At 65.8% G+C, this 15620-nt stretch carries 13 protein-coding genes; 8 read left to right on the top strand and 5 right to left on the bottom strand.

Annotated features, from left to right (window positions below):
- Nucleotides 1-26: 26 nt before the first annotated feature.
- The 4 genes from DK26_RS10520 to asnB all read right to left on the bottom strand — a co-directional run bounded on the left by DK26_RS10520 (nt 27) and on the right by asnB (nt 6381).
- Nucleotides 27-656, bottom strand: coding sequence for a hypothetical protein (locus DK26_RS10520; protein ID WP_083533130.1), 630 nt, complete (start codon nt 654-656; stop codon nt 27-29).
- Complete coding sequence (locus DK26_RS10515) at nt 653-1693, bottom strand: TAXI family TRAP transporter solute-binding subunit (protein WP_083533129.1); 1041 nt, start codon at nt 1691-1693, stop codon at nt 653-655. The genes DK26_RS10520 and DK26_RS10515 overlap by 4 nt, the downstream gene beginning before the upstream one ends.
- Nucleotides 1694-1759: 66 nt before the next feature.
- Nucleotides 1760-4540 carry a hypothetical protein gene (locus DK26_RS10510; protein ID WP_066471542.1) on the bottom strand — a complete coding sequence of 927 codons (2781 nt, stop codon included), beginning with the start codon at nt 4538-4540 and terminating at the stop codon, nt 1760-1762.
- Between the two features lie 311 nt (nt 4541-4851).
- Nucleotides 4852-6381, bottom strand: a complete 1530-nt coding sequence (gene asnB, locus DK26_RS10505) for an asparagine synthase (glutamine-hydrolyzing) (RefSeq protein ID WP_083533128.1) — start codon at nt 6379-6381, stop codon at nt 4852-4854.
- Nucleotides 6382-6658: 277 nt separating this feature from the next.
- On the opposite strand from asnB, the gene DK26_RS10500 reads away from it, so the two are divergent.
- Genes DK26_RS10500 through DK26_RS10485 form a run of 4 tightly spaced genes read left to right on the top strand, consistent with a single transcriptional unit; the run spans nt 6659 to nt 10077 of the window.
- Complete coding sequence (locus tag DK26_RS10500) at nt 6659-7312, top strand: ABC transporter permease (RefSeq protein ID WP_066471539.1); 654 nt, start codon at nt 6659-6661, stop codon at nt 7310-7312.
- Nucleotides 7309-8421 carry an ABC transporter ATP-binding protein gene (locus DK26_RS10495; RefSeq protein WP_066471536.1) on the top strand — a complete coding sequence of 371 codons (1113 nt, stop codon included), beginning with the start codon at nt 7309-7311 and terminating at the stop codon, nt 8419-8421. Before DK26_RS10500 ends, DK26_RS10495 begins: the two co-directional genes overlap by 4 nt.
- Nucleotides 8414-9151: an ABC transporter permease gene (locus DK26_RS10490; protein WP_198162308.1), complete on the top strand. Its 738-nt coding sequence runs from the start codon at nt 8414-8416 to the stop codon at nt 9149-9151. The genes DK26_RS10495 and DK26_RS10490 overlap by 8 nt, the downstream gene beginning before the upstream one ends.
- Before the next feature lie 41 nt (nt 9152-9192).
- On the top strand, nt 9193-10077 hold the full coding sequence (locus DK26_RS10485; RefSeq protein ID WP_066471534.1) for a glycine betaine ABC transporter substrate-binding protein: 885 nt from the start codon (nt 9193-9195) through the stop codon (nt 10075-10077).
- Between the two features lie 106 nt (nt 10078-10183).
- Here the strand turns inward: DK26_RS10485 and DK26_RS10480 are convergent, their stop codons facing one another.
- Nucleotides 10184-11092, bottom strand: coding sequence for a LysR family transcriptional regulator (locus DK26_RS10480; RefSeq protein ID WP_066472585.1), 909 nt, complete (start codon nt 11090-11092; stop codon nt 10184-10186).
- A 117-nt stretch (nt 11093-11209) separates the two neighbouring features.
- Between DK26_RS10480 and DK26_RS10475 the strand changes: the two genes are divergently transcribed.
- From DK26_RS10475 to DK26_RS10460, 4 genes are all read left to right on the top strand, one after another.
- Nucleotides 11210-12643, top strand: a complete 1434-nt coding sequence (locus DK26_RS10475) for an NAD-dependent succinate-semialdehyde dehydrogenase (RefSeq protein ID WP_066471532.1) — start codon at nt 11210-11212, stop codon at nt 12641-12643.
- Between the two features lie 26 nt (nt 12644-12669).
- A complete protein-coding gene (locus tag DK26_RS10470) occupies nt 12670-13653 on the top strand; it encodes a dihydrodipicolinate synthase family protein (protein WP_066471529.1) in 984 nt (327 codons plus the stop codon).
- Between the two features lie 36 nt (nt 13654-13689).
- Entirely contained in the window at nt 13690-14241 is a 552-nt protein-coding gene (locus tag DK26_RS10465) for a 3-hydroxyanthranilate 3,4-dioxygenase (RefSeq protein WP_066471523.1), read from the top strand.
- Nucleotides 14242-14353: 112 nt separating this feature from the next.
- Nucleotides 14354-15520 (top strand): ABC transporter substrate-binding protein, encoded by a 1167-nt coding sequence (locus DK26_RS10460; RefSeq protein WP_066471522.1) that lies wholly within the window; start codon nt 14354-14356, stop codon nt 15518-15520.
- Nucleotides 15521-15620 lie beyond the last annotated feature (100 nt).

Below are 15620 nucleotides of genomic sequence, written 5' to 3'. Positions count from 1 at the left end.
TTCGTTCTCCCGTATTGGTTCGAGGATCATCGATTGCCGGGGTTGGCAACGACGTTCGGCCACTTGCAGGCTAAGGCTACCTTGGCTCGCACCCCCTTCAGTCCGGCCAGCGCAAACTGCCCCTCATGGGTGACGCCCGACCGGGGTACGAGCCGGATATTGAGCCCGCCCTCGTCAGGCAGGGAGTGCAGGAGCTGCACGACATCGGCCCTGAAAGCGGCACCCGGGCCGAACGATGGCACCCCTGCCGCGACTTGCAGCGGCGCTGCATCGTTGATGCGGTAGACGATGACGGCGTCGGCGAGGCCAGCCGTCACGGCCGGCCCTGAAACCGCCAGCTCGGTTCGGCCGCTGCGGCAGGAGATGGTCAGCTGCGTCAGGGAACTCTCGGTTCCGCTGCGTGCATAGGTCCTCGCGGTGACGATCGGAGTATAATCAATCGGCGAAGTTGTCTCGCTGACGATCCAGTTGTCTTCGCCACGCACCCGGCGATCGCTCGGCACCATGCTGCGCGACAGTTTGTCGAGGCACTCCAGCCGCGCAGCGGCCTCCATCGCAGCGCAGGCGCGAAGATGAACCGTCGGGTCGACCACCTCCTGCGCCAGCGCAACTCCGCTGGCGATCTCGAACGCGATGGACAGGGGGATCACCCTCATCTCAAGGCCCGCGGTGCTCGCGTCTGACGATCCAGCCAGTCCTGCGCCGCCGAGAACCGGTCGAGCCCCGGCACCGTGGCGGCCAGGTTGATCGACTTCCATTTCGGGTCGAAGCCGGGGGCCTGAAGCCTGTCGATGCGGGAAAACAGCACATCGACGAAGCGGGCGACGCGTTGATAGCGATTGGATTGCGCCGGCCAGTTGAACGCGACGAGCGCCGTCGGCACGGCGATCGTCTGCACCCGCTCGCCTTGCTTGATCAGGCCGGGATACTCGCCCGCCTCCAGCACGGCCGGAAGATAGTAGTCCTCGAACTTGCTGTCGTATTGGACCGGAAGGAACTTGAAGCCGGGTTCGAAGCGCCCGCGCACGAACGCATCGACCGGCTTCGAGGTGATGAAGACGACCGCGGCTATCTCGCCCTTGCGCATCTGCTCGAGGGCGACCTGGTGCGGGATGAACATCTTTTCGGCGTTGATGCCGAGTCGGCTGAAGATCAGCGGGCCCGAATAGGCCGCCGCGGTTCCCTGGGTATTGAAGTTCACCTTCTTCCCGGCGAGATCCGCCAGACTCTGGATCTCGGGCCGCACGAAGATATGCAGTTCCGACGGGAAGAGATTGAGGACATAAGTGATCCGGCGCCGGATCTGCGGGAGCTGGGCCTTGTATTCCTCCAGCGCGTCGGAATTGATGATCGCCGTGTCGACCCCACGCAGATAGAGCAGCGAATTCAGGTTCTCCGTAGCCCCGCGCGTGACGATCGGCAGGAGCTGCAGGTTTGGTCCGTCGTCGACGACGCGCGCCATCTCCGCCGCGAGACGAAGGGGAGCCCCCTCGATCAGCCCGCCGGCAAGGCCGACGGTCCAGGCGTTCATCTTCTCCTGCGGCGACTCCTGCGCCATGCTGCGCCGCGCTGCAGCAGCCCCCTGGGCTTCGTGGCGCCGCGTCTGTGCCGACAGACCATCCGCCAGGAGTCCTCCGGCGAGCGCAATCAATGAGGTTAGCAAGAGCAGGCGTCTTCCAGAGGACCGTGTCATCCCCCAACTCCCTCTTGAGCACCGCAACAGAACCACAGGCCGGATCCACACGGCCTGATAGGCATCTCACCGACCGAGGCTGTCGAACCTCTCCTTCGCCTCTTGAATGCCGCCTGCATGCGCCTTCGCGTAAAGCTCGCGCGCCCTCGTCACCTCGCCTCGCGTTCCATAGGTCTTCCACGCCGAGAGAACGCCGGGATCGTAGGTTTCCGCGAGCATGAAGACCGCGCGGGCGCTACCCGACTCGGCGGCACGTTCGAGCACGATCCGTGCACCGCCGATGTCGCCCTGACCGAGCAGCACACCGGCGCGCGCGATCATCCTCGCCGCCTCCGCACTGCCCTGCACTTCCGAGGCGGCCGGCGACGGCATGGTGATCGCTTCCTTGACCTCGATCGCCCGGGCGGTCTGATCGCTCGTGACGAGTTCCGGCCTGGTTTGCCCCTCGGCCGCGCGCCGAGCCGCATCGCGCTCGGCTGTCGAAGCGACAGCCCTGTCGCGCTCTTCCCTCAGCGCCTGCTGAACCGCCGCCAACTTTGCCTCATCCGCCTGTCTGCGGAATTCCATCTCTTCACCGGCCTGGCGAAACTGCGCGGCCTGCGTCTCGATCTCATGCCGCACGGTCCTCAGTTCGCTCGCCAATGCCGCGCTACGGGCACGCTCCTCATCGAGTGCCTGGCCATGCTGCGCGGCGCTCACCGACAACTCCTTTCGCGCCGTGCCGAGCTCAGCGAGAGCAGCCATTCTCTGACGCTGCCCTTCGAGCAATTGCTCGGTCTTCGCAGTCTCCGCTTGCTTGAGCTGCGCCGTTTCATCGCTCGCCTGGCGAAACGCCGCCACCTGCCTCTCGATTTCGCCGCGCGCCGTTGCCAACTCGCTCGCCAACGCGGCATTGCGTGCCCGCTCCTCGTCGAGCACCTGACCATGCCGCGCGGCGCTGGCCGTCAATTCCCGTCGCGCCGCCCCTGCCTCCGCGAGCGCAGCCATCCTCTGACGCTGCTCCTGGAGCAACTGTTCGGTCATCAAGGCCTCTGCCTGCTTGACCGCAGCCGTTTCGTCGCTCGCCCGACGAGACAGTGCCGCCTGCGTCTCGATTTCGCGCCGTACGGCCGCCAGCTCGTCCTTCAAGGCGCCACCGCGGGCTCGCTCCTCGTTCAGTGCCCGGTCATGCTGCTGCGTGTTCGCCGTCAATGCCTGTCGCGCCGCTGCGGCCTCTGCCAGCGCGGCTGCCACCTTCTGGCGCAGCTGTTCCAGCAATGGTTCGGCTTTCACGGCCTCCGCTTGCTTGAGCAGCACCATCTCGTCGTTGGCCCGGAGCGATTGCGCCGTCTGCGCCTCGAGTTCGCGCCGTACAGCCACCAGCTCGTTCTTCAATGCGGCGCTGCGGGCCCGCTCCTCGTCCAGAACCTGGCCGTGCTGAGCCGCACTCGCTGACAGCTCCCGGCGCGTCGCCGCGGCTTCAGCGAGAGCAGCCGTGCTCTGGCGCTGCTCTGCGAGCAATTGCTCGGCCTTCGCGGCCTCCGCTTGCTTCAGCAACTCCCGTTCGTCGTTCGTCTGGCGAAACTGTGCTGCCTGTGTCTCGATTTCGCGTCGTACCAGTGCCAGCTCGCTGGCCAATGTGGCGCTGCGGCCTCGCTCTTCGCCGAGTGCCTGATCGTGCCGGGCCGTGCTCGCCGACAGCTCCAGCCGCACCGCCGCCGCCTCTGCCAAAGCGGCAGCTACGTCCTGGCGCTGCTGTTCGGGCAGGACTGCGGCCCTCGCTGTCTCCGCCTGCCTAAGCCGGGTGGTTTCGTCGCTCGCCTGGCGAAGCTGCACCGCTTGCCGCTCGACCTCGCGCTGCGCCAGCGCCAGTTCGCTCGCCGATGTGGCGCTGCGGGCTCGCTCCTCGTCGAGCGCCTGCTTGTGCTGCGTCGCGCTGGCCGTCAGCTCCTGCCGCACAGCCGCGGCCTCCGCCAGAGCAGTTGTCATTTTCTGGCGCTGCTGTTCGAGGAGTTGTTCGGTCTTCGTCGCTTCCGTCTGCTTGATCAGCGCAGTTTCGTTGCTCGCCTGGCGTGATTGCGCGGCAAGCACCTCGATTTCGCGTCGCGCCGCTGCCAGCTCGTTCTTCAAGGCGGCAATCCGGGATCGCTCTTCCTCGTCCGCCAGACGACGCTGCGCTATGTTCGCCGTCAGCGCCTGTCGCGCGGTCGCGACCTGCTCTGCGAGGCTACCTGCCCTTTCGCGCTCCTGCTTGAGCGCCTGTGCGCCGGCTCGCAGTTGCGCTTCCAACCGCTCAATGCTGCGCTGAGCCTTGCCGTGTTCCTGCGCCGCCGCGGCTTCCTGCTCCGAGATGTCAGGGGACTTTTGGGTCGGAGCCTGTCGCAAATCTGGCGTGGGAGCCACCGCTGCGCGCTGCTCCGGGACAATCTGCACCTCTTCCGCGGGCGGACCGGCCTGGCGCTCGGCGCTCGGCCGAACCTCGGGCGACGCAGCCTGCAACGTCTTGCCCGGCACGCGGGCGTCTTGAATGGCTATGCCATCCCCCGCAGTGCGCTGGAGCACTTCGGGTCTCACGAAGTAAAGCAGCAGCATCGCCGCAGCGATGACACTGACGATCGGCACGAGCCGCCGCCATGCGGGCCGGGCGCCACGATCAGCGCCGACCTCTCCCTCTTCGTCCGCCCGGCCGTAGGCGTCGCGAGCGAGCGGATGCCAATGCGTGGGCGTGATCTTGATCGGGGCGCCGTCTTTCCCGACCCAGCCGCCTGCCTCCGACGACCAGCGGCCTACGTCGTAAGCCGCATTCGCGTCGTCTTCGAGAATGACGAAGTGCCCATTCTTCGGTGCGGTCTCGATCGCGTGGCGCATGTACGGGACGCCTGCTTTAATGGGCGTTATCGAACCATCACGTCTCCACTTTGCCTGCGAAGGGACCGTGATCTCCGACGGCAGGCACGAGCACAGTATCCCCAATTGCGGCGATACGCCACACTGGGCTCACGTCATATTAACCTCGTGCGGCGGCCTGCCTCGATAGCCGCGACTCCGCGTTCGACCGCCGCCCTCCAGCCCACGCTCGACCATCCCACGCCACGCTGATTGTCAGGCTGCGGTGGTCGACTGGTCAGGCCGCGAGGTCTTGGCCCGGCGGCAGTCGATCACGATGGCCAGCCCTCGCTTCACGCGGCGATGCGGTTGGCATTCCACCGACCGGCCTGGCTCAGGATCATGCCGGGATCGCGGAAGCGGCGCTTCAGGATCTCGCGATACAACGCGGCCTCGCGCTCCTGTCCGACCTCACATGTGGCGCCGGTCAGGATCCGAAGCGCCTGCCGCAGCGCGTCCACGGTTCCCGAGCCTTCGTCGAACTGCGCCTTCTTGCGCCAGACGAGATCGTCCGGCAGCAGGTCGGCGCAGGCCTTGCGCAGCAGCCATTTCTCGGTGGTCCGCCCCGTCGATTCCACGATCTCCGGGTCGGTCCGACGCAGCTTGAGCTCCGCGGGGACGGACTGGGCGAAGGCGATGAGATCCCGGTCGAGGAACGGGGTCCGCGCCTCCAGGGATTCCGCCATGGTCATCCGGTCGACCCTCTGCAGGTTGATGTTGTGCATGGTGCCGAGGCTGCGCGTCAGCTCGTCGGCGAGCGCGCGCGGCTCATCGACATAGCCGTGATGATAGGCGTAACCGGCGAAGAGCTCGTCAGCCCCCTCCCCGGTCAGGACGGCCTTGACATGGGCGCGTGCCAGCCTGGCGGCGAACAGGGTCGGGACGGCGCTGCGGACGAGGTCGGCATCGGCGCTTTCGAGATGGTAGATCACATGGGGCAAGTTGTCGGCGACGTCCTGCGCCGAGAAAACCAGCTCATGATGGTCGCTGCCGATATGCTCGGCGACGCGTCGCGCCGCGACCAGATCGGAGGAGCCCGCCGTGCCGACGGCGAAGGTCTTGAGCGGCCCCTGCCCCGCATTGACCCTGATCTTCTGCGCAAGCGCCGCGATGATGGAGCTGTCGAGCCCCCCGGACAGGAACGAGCCGACCTCGACATCGGCGACCATCCATTTCGCTACCGCGTCTTCGAGGCCGAGGCGCAGTTCACCCGCCACGGCGTCGACATCGATGCCCGGCTCGGCCTTGGCCGCGCCTGACGGGACGCGGTACCATTGCCGCAGCCCGCTCCGGCTATCGAACAGCGAGCCGGGTCGGATCGCGCTGATCTCATCGAAGCCGAGGCCGTCAAAGGCCTTCAGCTCGGAGGCGAAGGCCAGGCCTTTCCCACGACGGGCCATGTAGAGCGGCTTGATCCCGAGCGGATCGCGCGCCGCGATGATCCGGTCCGGCGTCGCCAGGACGAAGGCGAACATCCCGTCGAGCCGGCTGACCCAGCGCTGCGCGCCACTGCGAAAGAGATGAAGAATAGTTTCGCTGTCGCTCGCCGTATCGAAGATCTCCGTGCCGAGGATCGCCCTCAAGTCCTCGTGATTATAGATCTCCCCATTGGCGACAAGCATTTCCTCGTCCGCCCGAATGGGCTGGCGGCCATTCTCCGCTCCAATGATCGAGAGCCGGCAATGGCCCATCACCGCCGGAGCCCCGCCCAGCCGGGCGATCTCGGTCGCATCGGGGCCGCGATGCCCGAGCCGCGAGAGCATCGCTGCGATCAGCGCCCCGCCCTGGTCATCGATCTCCCACAGGCACACGAAGCCACACATGAAACGTCCTTTTCATTGGCGCCTTTCACGTCAGCGGACACCGAGATGTGCCACGCGCGAAAGGTCGCAAGGTTTCATCAAAGAGTTTATGTGCTGAATTCTGAAATTAAATTTCAGACATAAAAGGCATGCATTCGTCATTATCATAATAAATATTATGCGTCAGAAAGATTCAGAGAATAGCCATATCCAGCAATGACTATAGAAAAATCATACAAAAATTCTCCAAATGGGTTGCCAACGCCCGATAGGCTGCTCTAAAAGCCGCGGCAACGCAATGGACATTCTCAATTACATCATTTCGAACTGGGGGCTCATCGTCACCCGGACCGGCGAGCACGTCGCCATCGTCGGCGTCGCGGTCGCTCTGGCCATCCTCACCGGTGTGCCGATCGGCATCGCGATCAGCCAGAACCGGCGCATGGCGGATGGCGTGCTCTATGTCGCGTCGATGCTGATCACCATCCCGTCGATCGCGCTGTTCGGGATGATGATCCCGCTGCTCTCGCTGGTCGGCCACGGGATCGGCTATCTGCCGGCGGTGATCGCAGTATTACTCTACTCACAGCTCCCGATTATCCGGAATACATACGCAGCGATCCGCAATCTTGACCCGGCCCTGCGAGAAGCTGCGCGCGGCATGGGCTTGACCAGAGGCCAGAGACTGCGGGAGGTCGAGCTGCCGCTCGCCCTGCCGGTGATCATGACCGGCGTGCGGCTCGCAGTGGTGATGAACATCGGGGTCACCGCGATCGCCGCCTATATCGGCGCCGGCGGACTCGGCACCTTCATCTCGCGCGGCATCAGCCAGACCGACCCGCGCCAACTCATCACCGGAGCGCTCGCCGTCAGCCTGCTCGCCGTCGTCGCCGACCTCGCCCTGCTGTGGCTGCAGCGGAAGCTCACCTCACCGGGATTGAGGACCAGATGATCAGACTGCACCAGGTCAGCAAGACCTTCGCCGGCAGCACCACGCCTGCCGTGGACCGCGTGTCGCTGGAAGTGCCCGAGGGCGAGATCTGCGTCCTGCTCGGCCCTTCCGGCTGCGGCAAGACGACGACGATGAAGATGGTCAACCGGCTGATCGAGCCGAGCTCGGGCGACATCCTGATCGACGGCCGCAGCACGAATGATTGCGACGTCACGCAGCTGCGGCGCAGCATCGGCTACGTCATCCAGCAGATCGGCCTGTTCCCGAACAAGACCGTCGAGGACAATATCTGCATCGTCCCCGACATCCTCGGCTGGGACCGGCGCAAATCGCGTGAGCGGGCGGCGGAGTTGCTCGACATGGTCGCGCTCGAGCCCGGCGCCTTCCTGCACCGCTATCCGCGGGAGCTTTCGGGCGGGCAGCAGCAGCGCATCGGCGTGCTGCGCGCCATCGCCGCCGATCCGCCGGTCCTGCTGATGGACGAACCCTTCGGCGCCATCGACCCGATCAACCGGGTGATCATCCAGGACGAGTTCCTGAAGATGCAGGCGCAGATCCGCAAGACGATCTTGTTCGTCAGCCACGACATCGACGAGGCCGTGAAAATGGCCGACCGGATCGCGATCTTCAAGGATGGCAGGCTGGTCCAGTTCGATACTCCGGACAACATCCTCGCCCACCCGGCGAGCAGTTTCGTCTCCGATTTCGTCGGCGGCGACCGGACGCTGAAGCGCCTGCAATTGCTGACGGTGCGCGACGCCATGCTGGCCGATCCGCCACGCGTCCGGGCCGCCGACAGCCTGAAGCAGGCGGTATCGACCATGGAAGAACACGGCCACCAGGCGATCGTGATGGTCGGGCCGCGCGGGCGAGCGCGCGGCTATGTCTCGCTCCAGGCGGCGCGTGGCGCCAGCGGACTGGTCGGCGAGAACCACGAGACCCTGCCGACGACGATCAAGCCGCATGAGGATCTGCGCACCGCGGTCTCGACCATGTTCCGCCATGACGTCTCCTGGCTCGCCTGCGTCGACGAGGACGGCATGTTCGTCGGCTATGTCACTCTGCGCGGCATGACGCGCCTGCTCTCGGAGACCTACCGGGATGGCTGACGGCGTTTTGCCCATGCTGACCCGGCTGCGCCGCAATGGAGTCCATCTCGCCGTCTTCCTGCTCGGCGCCTGGGCCTGGGCCGGCGGCCTGCTGCCGGGCCTGCTTGAGAAATGGGACGACATCGCCTTTCTCGGCTGGCAGCACATCGAGCTGGTCGCCCTGTCGGGCGGCGCCGCGATCCTGCTCGGCGTGCCCCTCGGCGTCCTGCTCACCCGGCCGCGCTTTCGCCGGCTCGGTGACATGGCGTTGCAGGTGCTCAATGTCGGGGCGACGATCCCGACGCTCGCCGTTCTGGCCTTGGCGATGAGCCTGCTCGGCATCGGCAACGGCTCGGCGATCTTCGCGCTGTTCGTGGCGTCCCTGCTGCCGATCGTCAGCAATACGATGGCGGGCCTGCGCGCCGTGCCGCCGCATCTGCTCGAGGCGGCGCGCGGCATGGGCCTTTCGGCCCGCCACACGCTGCTCCAGGTCGAGCTGCCGAACAGCCTGTTCGTGATCTACACCGGCATCCGCACCGCGCTCGCGATCAATGTCGGCACCGTGCCGCTGGCCTTCCTGATCGGCGGCGGCGGGCTGGGTGAACTGATCTTCACCGGCATCGCGCTGAACGAGTTCGGCACCATGCTCGCCGGCGCCATCCCCACCGCCCTGCTGGCGGTCCTGATCGATTTCATCATGGCCCAGCTCCAATTCTGGACCATCCCCCGAGGGGTCAACCCGTTGCGCTGACCCTTCCGGCCTTTCCCCCCGTAGCTTCAAGGAGACCAGGCATGAAGCCTTCGTCGCGCATTTTCGCCGTGGCCGCGCTCGCCACCCTCTGGGCGCTGCCCGTGCAGGCCAAGCCCATCGTCGTCGGTGGCAAGAACTACACCGAGCAGTTGCTGCTCGCGGAGGTCACCGCGCAGTTACTCAAGAAGAAGGGCTTCGAGGTCGACAAGCGCGACGGTCTCGGCTCGCAGGTGCTACGCGATGCCCAGATCGGCGGCCAGATCGACGTCTACTGGGAGTACACCGGCACCTCGCTCGTCACCTACAACAAGATCAATGAGCGCCTGAGTGCCAAGGACACCTATCAGCGCGTCAAGGAACTCGACGCCAAGCTCGGCCTGACCTGGCTGCAGCCTTCTAGCGCCAACAACACCTATGCTCTCGCGGTCCGCGCCGACGATCCCAAGACGGTTTCGATCAAGACGCTGTCGGATCTCGCTGCTGCCTTCAACGCCAAGAAGCCACTGAGCATCGCCGTCAATGCCGAATTCTCCGGGCGTCCCGACGGGCTGCCGGGCCTCCAGACGGCCTATGACTTCAAGGCTGGCCGCGCGAACCTCAAATCGATGGATTCCGGACTGACCTATCAGGCGCTGCGTGATTCCCAGGTCGACGCCGCCCTGGTCTTCGCCACCGACGGACGCATCCAGGCCTTCAAGTTCCGCGTGCTCGCCGACGACAAGGAATTCTTCCCTAACTACGCCGCCGTTCCGGTCGTGCGAGCCGAAGCGCTCAAGGCCAATCCGGCTCTCGAAGCGACGCTCAACGCGCTCTCCGGCAAGCTTTCCGATGAGATCCTGCAGGCGCTCAACGCCAAGGTCGATGTCGACAAGACCCCGATCGAAGAGGTCGCGCGCCAGTTCCTGGCCGAGAACAACCTGATCTGATCGCATGAAACGCTCCGTCGCCTTGCGGCGGGGCGTTCTCGGCGGCGAAGCCGATTCAACGGAGAGCTCCTGCTGTACGGCTAGACGTCACTGCCCATCGCCGCCTTCAGTCGACATCGGTCGGCGCGAGGCGGCGAGCATAGCGCCGCAGGATCGCCTCGAACGCAGCCAGCGCGGGCGATATCGAGCGACCGCTCGGCCGGATCATCACGATATCCCGGGCGATCGCCGGATTTGACAGGGGCCGGGCGACGATCCTGCGATGCGGCGCGGCGGCGCGCGCATAGGTCGGGAGCACGGCAACGCCGAGCCGCGCTTCGACCAAGGCCAGCGCGGTGGTGATCTGCGACACCTCATAGGCCGGCACCAGCGGGATGCCGACGGTCTCAAAGGCGACCTCGACCAGGAGCCGAATGCCGCTGTCGCGCGTCAAGGCGATCAGCGGCTCGTCCCGCAGCTCTCTCCAGTCGACCGCCGCACCGGCAAAGCGGCTGCCGGGGCTGCAGAACAACATCAGATTGTCGCGCGCCATCGGGATGCGCTCGATACCGTCCTCGACCGCCGCGAATGTGCCGAGCCCGCAATCGGCCCGGCTTGTCCTGACAGCCTCGATGATCGTGTCGGTGCGCGCATCGAGCACCCCGACCTGAATACCGTGAAAGCGTTCGCGCATCTCCGCGATCGCCTCGGGCAGGATCGCCGCCGCCAGCAATGGCGGGGCAGCGACGGTGATCCGGCCGCGCCGACGCTCGGCGAGGTCGTTGGCGTTCTGGATGGCGAGGTCGAGATCGTGGACGATCTTCGCCGACGCACCCTGGAATTCGCGACCGCCTTCGGTCAGCTCGACCCGGCGCGTCGTGCGGTCGAACAGGCGGATGCCGAGCGCGTGTTCGAGTTCGCGCACGAGCTGCGACAGCGCCGGCTGTGCCATGTGCAGTCGTTCCGCCGCCTTGGTGAAGGTGCCGAGCTCGGCGACGGCGAGGAAGGCCTGGATCTGTCGCAAGGTGACTGCCATGCGATAATTCATAAGCATATCATCTGAATTCAGACAAATAAGCTGAATTCCGTATAGCCGTGACGGCGGCCATCTTGCCTCGACATCGCGCATTGGCCGCTCCGTTCGAGGCTCTCCATGACCGCCTATCCCGACCTGCAGCTCTATATCGGCGGCGCCTGGCGCAAGACCTCCGACAGCCTGCCGGTGCTCAATCCGGCCGATGAGAATGTGATCGGTGCCGTGCCCGTCGCCCGCCGCGCCGATCTCGACGATGCGCTGGCGGCGGCGAAGGAGGGCTTCAGGGTCTGGAGCCGGATCTCGCCGCGGGTCCGTGGCGAGATCATGCTCAAGGCCGCGGCGTTGATGCGCGCCCGGATCGACGAGATCGCCCATGCGATCACGCTCGAGCACGGCAAGCCCTTCACCCAAGCCCAGCTCGAGGTGATCCGCGGCTGCGAGTTCTTCGAATGGGACGCAGCCGAGGGCCAGCGCACCTATGGGAGGGTCATCCCGAGCGAGCCCGGCATCAAATACGTGGTGATGCACCAGCCGATCGGCATGGTTGCGGCCTTTTCGCCCTGGAACTTCCCCATGAGCCAGCCGGCGCGCAAGATCGCCGGAGCGCTCGCGGCGGGCTGTTCGATCATCCTCAAGGCAGCCGAGGAGACGCCGGCCGGCGCGCTCCACATCGCCCGCGCTTTGCACGATGCCGGCCTGCCGCCCGGCGTGTTCAACCTCGTCTTCGGTATCCCGGCCGACATCTCCTCCTATCTTATCCCGCAGGAGCAGACCCGGCTGATCGCCTTCACCGGCTCGACCGCGGTCGGCAAGCACCTGACCAGGATCGCCGCCGACCATATGAAGCCGGTGCTGATGGAGCTGGGCGGCCATGCCCCGGTGATCGTCTGCGACGATGTCGATCCGGTCGCGGCCGCGACGGCCTCGGCAATCCGCAAGTCGCGCAATGCCGGCCAGGTCTGCACCTCGCCGACGCGCTTCTTCGTGCAGGAACCGATCTACGAGGCCTTCGCCAGGACCTTCGCCGAGAAGGCGCGGTCCGTCGTGATCGGCAACGGCCTCGACGCCGCGACGCAGATGGGCCCGGTCGCCAATCATCGCCGCATCGAGGCGATGGAGGCGTTGGTCGCGGACGCCCGCGCCAAGGGCGCCCGCGTGCTCGCCGGCGGCGAGCGCATCGGCAATCGCGGCTACTTCTTCCCGGTGACCGTGCTCGCCGATGTGCCTGACGATGCCAGGGTCATGCGCGAGGAGCCGTTCGGGCCGCTCGCGGTGATCAATCCGGTCGCGACGCTGGACGATGCGATCGCCAAGGCGAACGGCCTGCCCTTCGGCCTCGCCGCCTACGCCTTCACCCATTCCGCCAGCCGGGCCGATCGTCTCGCCGACGAGATCGAGGCCGGCAACGTCTCGATCAACACGCTGGAGGCCTCGGTCGCCGAGGTGCCGTTCGGCGGCGTCAAGGACAGCGGCTATGGCCGCGAGGGCGGCGCCGAGGGGCTTTCGCACTACACGATCATCAAGAACGTCTCGCACCGCATGGCGATCTGACCGGTGGGCGACAGGGAGGTAGCCGCATGAAATACGCCAGGAAGGACGCGAAGGCCTACACCCGCGCCAATATGAAGGGCATTTGGGCGGCGGCGCTGACGCCCTTCACCCGCTCGCTCGCCATCGATGAGGACGGCTTTCGCGAGAACATCCGGCACTGGACAGAGGATCTCGGCATCGACGGCCTGTTCATTGCCGGAAAGCAAGGCGAGTTTTTCTCGATGTCGGTTGAGGAGCGCAAGCGAAGCTTCGAGCTTGCGGTCGAAGCGTCCGCCGGCCGCGGCCAGACGATCATGTCCTGCTCCGACCAGAACATGGACGTTGTCATCGATCTGGCGAAGCACGCGCAGAAGGTCGGCGCCGACTACATCGTCGTGCACGCGCCGATCCTGCATTTCTTCAAGGCGCAGGACGAGACTCTCTACGAATACTACCGGACCATCGCCGAAAAGGTCGATATCGGCATCGCACTCTGGAGCCACCCCGACAGCGGCTATCTGATGAGCCCGCAGCTCTGCAACCGCCTCGCCGACGTCGAGAATGTCGTCGCGATCAAGTACAGCGTGCCGCGCGCCATGTATGCCGAGCTGACGCGGCTCGCCGGCGACCGCATCCTGGTCAGCACCGCCTCGGAGGAGGAATGGCTCGACAACATCGTCGAGCTCGGCTGGCAGGTCTACCTTTGCTCCTCGCCGCCCTATCTGATCCAGACCGCCGCCGACCGGCGCATGCGCGAATATACCGACCTCGCCTTCGCCGGCGAAGGCGAGAAGGCTCATGCCGTGCGTGACAGCCTCAATCCCGTGCGCGAGGCGCTGCGCGCGACGCGGCCGGCCGAGAAGCCGCATGCGCATCAGAAATACTGGCAGGAACTGCTCGGCCAGGTCGGCGGGCGCGTGCGTGCGCCGCTGCTGGAGCTGACGGACGCCGAGAAGGCGGCGACGCGTGCCGCTTTCGAGAATTGCGGGCTCAAGCTCGAGGCAGGGCGGTCACTAGCGAAGGCCGGCTGAAACGCGGCTAGGATGGAACAACCGGGAGAGACGGATATGGCGACCGAAGGACGGCTGAAGGCCTTCAACTTCAAGAAGTGGATCGAGGAGAACGAGCACCTGCTGAAGCCGCCGGTCGGCAACAAAAAGGTGTTCGACGATGGCCAGATGACGGTGATGGTCGTCGGTGGGCCGAACCAGCGCGCCGATTACCATGACGACCCGGTGGAGGAATTCTTCTACCAGCTCAAGGGCGACATGATGCTGAAGCTGGTCGACAACGGGAAGCATTACGACGTCACGATCCGCGAGGGCGACGTCTTCCTGCTGCCGCCGCATGTGCGCCACTCGCCGCAGCGCCCGCAGGAAGGCTCGATCGGGCTCGTGGTCGAGCCGGCGCGCCATGCCGACCAGGTCGACGGCTTCGAATGGTACTGCTTCGAGTGTAACGGGCTGGTGCACCGCATCGAGCTCAAGGTCGGGGATCTCGTGAAGGACCTGCCGCCGCTCTACGAAGCCTTCTTCGCCGACGAGAAGGCCCGGACCTGCAAGCAGTGCGGCGCCCTCCATCCCGGCCGGAAGCCGCCGGCCGGCTGGGTCGCTCTTTGACAATATAGGGCGCCGCTGCCCGCCAGCGGCGCCATATGACTTGAGCGCGGTGGCGCAGAAACGCCGCGCAATAATGATCTCAGAGGCAGAACGACAACAACGGGAGCTCAAGATGAAACTGCGCGGATTGCTTTTCGGCATTGCGGCTGCCCTTGCCGCCACGACCGCTCTCGCCCAGCAGGCGCCGGTCAAGATCGGCATGGTCACCACGCTGTCGGGGCCGGGCGGCTATCTCGGCCAGGATATTCGCGACGCCTTCAAGCTCGCAATCGACATGGGCGGCGGCAAGCTCGGCGGCGTGCCGGTCGAGCTCGTAGTCGAGGACGATGCGCTGAAGCCCGGGCAGGGCAAGCAGATCGCCGAGAGGATGCTGAAGACCGATGGCATCAAGATCATGACCGGCATCGTCTTCTCGAACGTCGCCGGCGCGACCGTGCCCGATATCGTCGATGCCGGGGCGCTCTATGTCAGCCCCAATGCGGCGCCGTCGAACTTCGCCGGCAAGGAGTGCAACGAGAATTATTTCGTCGTCTCCTGGCAGAACGACAGCCTGCACGAGAGCGCCGGCCAGCACGCCACCAATCTCGGCTACAAGAAGGCCTTCATCCTCGCCCCGAACTACCAGGCCGGCAAGGATGCGCTCGCCGGCTTCAAGCGCCTGTTCAAGGGCGAAGTCGTCGGCGAGGTCTATACGCGCCTCGACCAGACCGATTTCGCGCCCGAAATGGCGCAGATCCGCGCCGCCAATCCCGATGTCGTCTTCCAGTTCCATCCGGGCGGGCTCGGCATCGCCTTCCTGCGCCAGTACCAGCAGGCCGGCCTCCTCGGCAAAACCCCGATGGTGCTGGCCGAGCCGTCGCTCGATTCCACCACGCTCAAGGCCGTCGGCGAGGCCGCGCTCGGCCTCAGCGTCACCGCGCACTGGAACACCGACTTCGACAATGCCTCGAACAAGGCCTTCGTCGAGGCCTTCACCAAGGCCTACAACCGCGTGCCGACCTACTACGCCAGCCAGGGCTACGATACCGCGCTCGCGATCGCCTCGGCGCTGAAGGCGACCGGCGGCAAGACCGATGTGCCTGCCCTGCGCAAGGCGATGGCCAAGGCCGATTTCCAGTCGGTGCGCGGCGCCTTCAAGTTCGGCCCCAACCAGCACCCGGTCCAGGACTGGTACGCGCTCAAGGTCGAGAAGGGAGCGGATGGCACGCCGGTGCTGAAGACCTCGGGCAAGGTGCTGAGCAATCACGCCGACGCCTACGCCAAGGACTGCAAGCTCTGAGCCGGTAAGCCTGCGTACCGACCGCGGCGACTGGGGCGCGGGGACCCCCTCACCTGCATCGAGGTCGGCTATTGCCGGCTTCGACAGTTTAAATGCTGAT

The organism is Allobosea sp. WAO (genome assembly GCF_001509835.1).
Taxonomy (GTDB): domain Bacteria; phylum Pseudomonadota; class Alphaproteobacteria; order Rhizobiales; family Beijerinckiaceae; genus Allobosea.
The sequence above is the reverse complement of the archived record's forward strand: the minus strand, read 5'-3'. Positions and strand labels throughout refer to the sequence as shown.

Coding starts and splice junctions, on each gene's coding strand:
- DK26_RS10460 (WP_066471522.1), top strand. CDS start 14,354: ATGAAACTGCGCGGATTGCTTTTCGGCATTGCGGCTGCCCTTGCCGCC.
- asnB (WP_083533128.1), bottom strand. CDS start 6,381: ATGTGTGGCTTCGTGTGCCTGTGGGAGATCGATGACCAGGGCGGGGCG.
- DK26_RS10480 (WP_066472585.1), bottom strand. CDS start 11,092: ATGGCAGTCACCTTGCGACAGATCCAGGCCTTCCTCGCCGTCGCCGAG.
- DK26_RS10520 (WP_083533130.1), bottom strand. CDS start 656: ATGAGGGTGATCCCCCTGTCCATCGCGTTCGAGATCGCCAGCGGAGTT.
- DK26_RS10475 (WP_066471532.1), top strand. CDS start 11,210: ATGACCGCCTATCCCGACCTGCAGCTCTATATCGGCGGCGCCTGGCGC.
- DK26_RS10495 (WP_066471536.1), top strand. CDS start 7,309: ATGATCAGACTGCACCAGGTCAGCAAGACCTTCGCCGGCAGCACCACG.
- DK26_RS10465 (WP_066471523.1), top strand. CDS start 13,690: ATGGCGACCGAAGGACGGCTGAAGGCCTTCAACTTCAAGAAGTGGATC.
- DK26_RS10470 (WP_066471529.1), top strand. CDS start 12,670: ATGAAATACGCCAGGAAGGACGCGAAGGCCTACACCCGCGCCAATATG.
- DK26_RS10500 (WP_066471539.1), top strand. CDS start 6,659: ATGGACATTCTCAATTACATCATTTCGAACTGGGGGCTCATCGTCACC.
- DK26_RS10515 (WP_083533129.1), bottom strand. CDS start 1,693: ATGACACGGTCCTCTGGAAGACGCCTGCTCTTGCTAACCTCATTGATT.
- DK26_RS10485 (WP_066471534.1), top strand. CDS start 9,193: ATGAAGCCTTCGTCGCGCATTTTCGCCGTGGCCGCGCTCGCCACCCTC.
- DK26_RS10490 (WP_198162308.1), top strand. CDS start 8,414: ATGGCTGACGGCGTTTTGCCCATGCTGACCCGGCTGCGCCGCAATGGA.
- DK26_RS10510 (WP_066471542.1), bottom strand. CDS start 4,540: ATGCGCCACGCGATCGAGACCGCACCGAAGAATGGGCACTTCGTCATT.